Here is a 3,707-nt window from a genome sequence, read left to right as displayed (position 1 = left end):
AGTCCGCCACGCAGAACGTTGTCGCTCGCGGCCATCAGCTCGACCCCCAAGCCGTCCTGATAGGCGTGAAGGACACCCGCAGGGGCGAAAACTGCCTCTCCGCGCTGCAACACCACGAGGTTCATCAAGAGCGCGACAATGAGTCCTCCGTCTCCAGGGAACTCGTCGGCGATCCGGCGCAGGACGTCCAACTCTTGCGCGAACTCGTCGCTGTCCGCGCGGCGGATCTCAGCGACGAGGTCGGGGAGGCTCGCTCGAGCCTCTTCGCTCAGAGCCCATCGCAGGGTCGCCCGCAGAACCTCAGCATCCTCGCCACCCGTCAGCCTCGACAGGAGGGGCTCCGCTCCCGCCCCCAGCGTCTCGACGAGCCGGCGAGTCTGATCCAAGGGGCGCAACCCCACAAGGGCGCGGAAGCGATCACTGATTGCGACGATGATCTCGGGCTTGTGATTGTCGTCTCGATAGTTGCGGCTTCCCGCGTCGCGGGCCACGCCGCCTGCGTCTTCGCGCGCGAAACCCGCCTCGGCCTGTTCCTTCGAGGGGTGCGCCTGAATGGAGAGCGACGACGACGCGGCGAGGATCTTCAGCAGGTACGGCAGTCGCTCCGGAGTGCCCTCGGGCGCGTCACCGGAGGCGAGCCATTCGCCGAGAGTCCGACCGTCCGGCACACGGGCTGGGTGGCCGGGATGGTCCCCGAACCACACTTCGGCCTCGGGCGCGCCGGTCGGGGTGCGTCCCTCCAGCTCGGCGATCAGAGTCGTGGACCCCCAGGCGTAGTCGCGGGGCGTGTTCATAAGCGGAACCAGCACGCGACCAGCGTACCGACGCCAGCGTCAGCATCCTGGCCAGTGGCCCCCGCATCGGGCAGACGCTGAGCGCTACCCTGAGAGCACCATGGCCAGCTTCAGCCGTCATCCAGCTTCGGCGCCGCCGGTCGCTCCAGAGCGGGAGCGCACCCGGCATCTTCTGCTGCGCGGTTGGATGGTCTTCAGCCTCTTCTTTGCCTTCACAGCTCCGGGCTGGGTGCTCGGATTCGGCGTGCCTGTCACGGCGATCGTCGGCGGTGTGATCGTCGCCGGATCAGCGGTCATGGTCGCGGTAATCCGCCCACCGTTCCAATGGCGACGGCTCCCCTGGATTGCGGGAACGTTCATCCTGTGGGCCGGGCTGTCCATCGCGTGGTCGGGCTGGCGCGAGACATCCGCGCTCACGTGGCTGCTGCTGGTTGCCACGACCTTCCAGGGAGTCGCCATCGCGAGCGTGCTCACCTGGCGCGAGATCGTTCGCGCGATCGGGGCCGCCCTCGGATGGGTGATCGGTCTCTCTCTTGTCGCCGAGGTGCTGGTGGCGTGGCTCGTCGGCGGCACCCTGTACGCGGGGTTCGAGACGGATGCCGCGGCCGGCGGCGCCGAGTGGATCAGCGGCGGTATCTTCGCCGGCGCGCGCATCGACGGCGTCATCGGGAACCCGAACCTCCTCGGCATGATCGCTCTGCTCGCGGTCATCGTGTTCGCGATCGAATTCGCCGCGCGAGAGTCGCGCCGGATCATGCTCGGCGTGTGGATCGGACTCTCTGCCCTGACGCTCGTGCTCGCGGCATCCGTGACCGCGTGGATCGCCACCGCCGGGGTCGCGCTCGTGCTGGCGACCGTGCTGCTGATGCGGACCGCTCGAAAGCCCGGCGAGCGCACGCGCTACTACGTCGGCTATGCCGTCATCGGCGCTGCTGGCGCGCTCGCACTCTGGGTGTGGCGGGTTCCCGTGTTCACCGCGCTCGACCGCACGGCTGACCTTCTCGACCGCGAAACGATCTGGACCGCTGTCCTCGAACGCGCGGGCGATCACCTCGCCTTCGGCGGCGGCTTCGCCACGCCCTGGCTGCCGTGGGATCCCGCGTTCCAGGACTGGATCGTGCTCGATGGCAGGCAGGTCACGCAGGCGCACAGCGTGTGGGTCGACATCCTGTTTCAACTCGGCGTCGTCGGCGTCTTCCTGCTCGGTTTCGCCTACCTGGCGTTCGTGTGGCGTTCCTGGTTCTTCGCCGTCGACCGGCCGCGCTGGGATCTGCGGGCCGATCGGCCGTACTCGGCGCTGACCTTGCTGCCGACGCTCACCGCCGCGGTACTCCTCGTCCAGGGTCTTGCCGAAACGGCGCCCCTCATGGGCTGGGGATGGATGCTCATGATCCTGCTCGGGTCCAAGATCAAGCAGTCCCCGCACATCGGCGAGGGACCCGCCGAACAACGCTTGGCGATCGAGCGCGGGGAGCTGTTGCGGGCCAGCTGACTTCGGCCGCGGATGGCTCTGGCGTTCCAGATTCGGTGGGAAGGCTCGGGAGTCTGTGACCGATCTGTGACATCGGCCAGCTAGCGTGGCCATCGATGACGGCTTTCAGCGCCTCTACGGCCACTCTTCCTGTCGTCGCCCCCTCCACCACGATTCCGCTGCGCCGCGCTCCGCACCTGTGGGCCGGCGTGGTCCTGTTCATCGCCTTCACGGCACCCGGATGGGCGGCGGCGTTCGGCGCACCCGCAGCCGCTGGCGCAGGCGTCATCGCGTGCGCGGGAGTCGCGGTCATCGCCGTGCGCGTCATCCGTGCCCCGCAGTGGCGGGCCCTGCCGTGGACCGCTCTCGCCTTCACGGGATGGGCAGCCGCCAGCATTGCCTGGTCGCGGTGGCCCGAGACAACGGCGCTGACGTGGGCTCTGCTCGCGGCGACGACGCTCGTTGGCATCGCCCTTGCCGCGATGCTCACGTGGCGCCAACTCGTCTCAGCACTCGCCTGGGCGCTCGCCGCCGTCATGGCGTTCTCGGTCGCCTTCGAAGCGTGGGCGGCCCTCATCGTGGGTGGTCCGGTCGGAATCGAGTTTGCCGCCGTGGATACGCACACCGAGCGTAGTGATATCTGGACGAGCGCCCAGCTGTTCACCGGCGGCCGCCTCGATGGGATCGTCGGTAACGCCAACCTGCTCGCGATGCTGGCGCTGCTTGCAGTGGTCGTGGTCAGCATTCGTCTGGCTATCGAGCGACACCAGCGGGGCATCTTCATCGCGGTACTTGCAGTCTCGGCGTATCTGTTGGTTCGCACCGAATCGGCGACCGCATTCATCGCGACGATCGCTCTCGCGATCGCGCTTGTCATCCTGCTGGCGGCACGTATGGCGCGCACGACGGCGGGTCGCATGCGGGTCTATCTCGCTGCAGCAGTGGTCGGCGCGGTCGCGGCGGGCCTCGCGTGGGTGATGCGGCGCGGCATCCTGTCGTTCCTCGGCCGCGACGGGGACCTCACCGACCGCACCGAGATCTGGGATCTCGTCTTCTCTCGCGGGGCGGCTCAGCCCGTCGTCGGCAATGGCTTCGCTACACCGTGGATCCCGTGGGATCCGGCGTTCTCCGACTGGATCGTCATGCCCCGAGGGCTGCACATCATCCAGGCGCACAGCGTGTGGGTCGACGTGTGGTTCCAGCTCGGCGTGGTCGGCGTGGTAGTGCTTGCCGCCCTCTATGCGCTCTTCGTATGGCGCACGTGGGTGTTCGCGGTGCGCCACCACCGCTGGCAGCGCCGTGACGACCGGGTCACCGCCACCGTGTCGCTCCTCCCCGTCGCCGTCGGCGTCATCGTCGTCATCCAGGGGATCACCGAGTCCAGCCCGCTCCTGCTGTGGGGCTGGATGCTGACCGTGCTGTTCCTGGCCAAGCTGCAGCCT

General features: G+C 68.3%; 3 protein-coding genes. 2 read left to right on the top strand and 1 reads right to left on the bottom strand.

Going from position 1 to position 3,707, the window contains the following annotated elements; all coding sequences use genetic code 11:
• The coding region (gene manA, locus Q1V87_RS10775; protein WP_300592514.1) for a mannose-6-phosphate isomerase, class I at nt 1-809 on the bottom strand (809 nt) is incomplete at its 3' end.
• A gap of 85 nt (nt 810-894) precedes the next feature.
• Here manA and Q1V87_RS10770 point away from each other — a divergent pair.
• Both Q1V87_RS10770 and Q1V87_RS10765 read left to right on the top strand, forming a co-directional pair.
• Nucleotides 895-2,286: an O-antigen ligase family protein gene (locus Q1V87_RS10770; RefSeq protein WP_300592512.1), complete on the top strand. Its 1,392-nt coding sequence runs from the start codon at nt 895-897 to the stop codon at nt 2,284-2,286.
• 95 nt (nt 2,287-2,381) lie between these two features.
• Nucleotides 2,382-3,707 (top strand): O-antigen ligase family protein (locus tag Q1V87_RS10765; RefSeq protein ID WP_300592509.1); only part of this gene is annotated, 1,326 nt, incomplete at its 3' end.

The sequence above is a fragment of the Microbacterium sp. genome, from assembly GCF_030149085.1.
Classification (GTDB): domain Bacteria; phylum Actinomycetota; class Actinomycetes; order Actinomycetales; family Microbacteriaceae; genus Microbacterium.
This window is presented reverse-complemented; position numbering and strand designations above follow the sequence as displayed.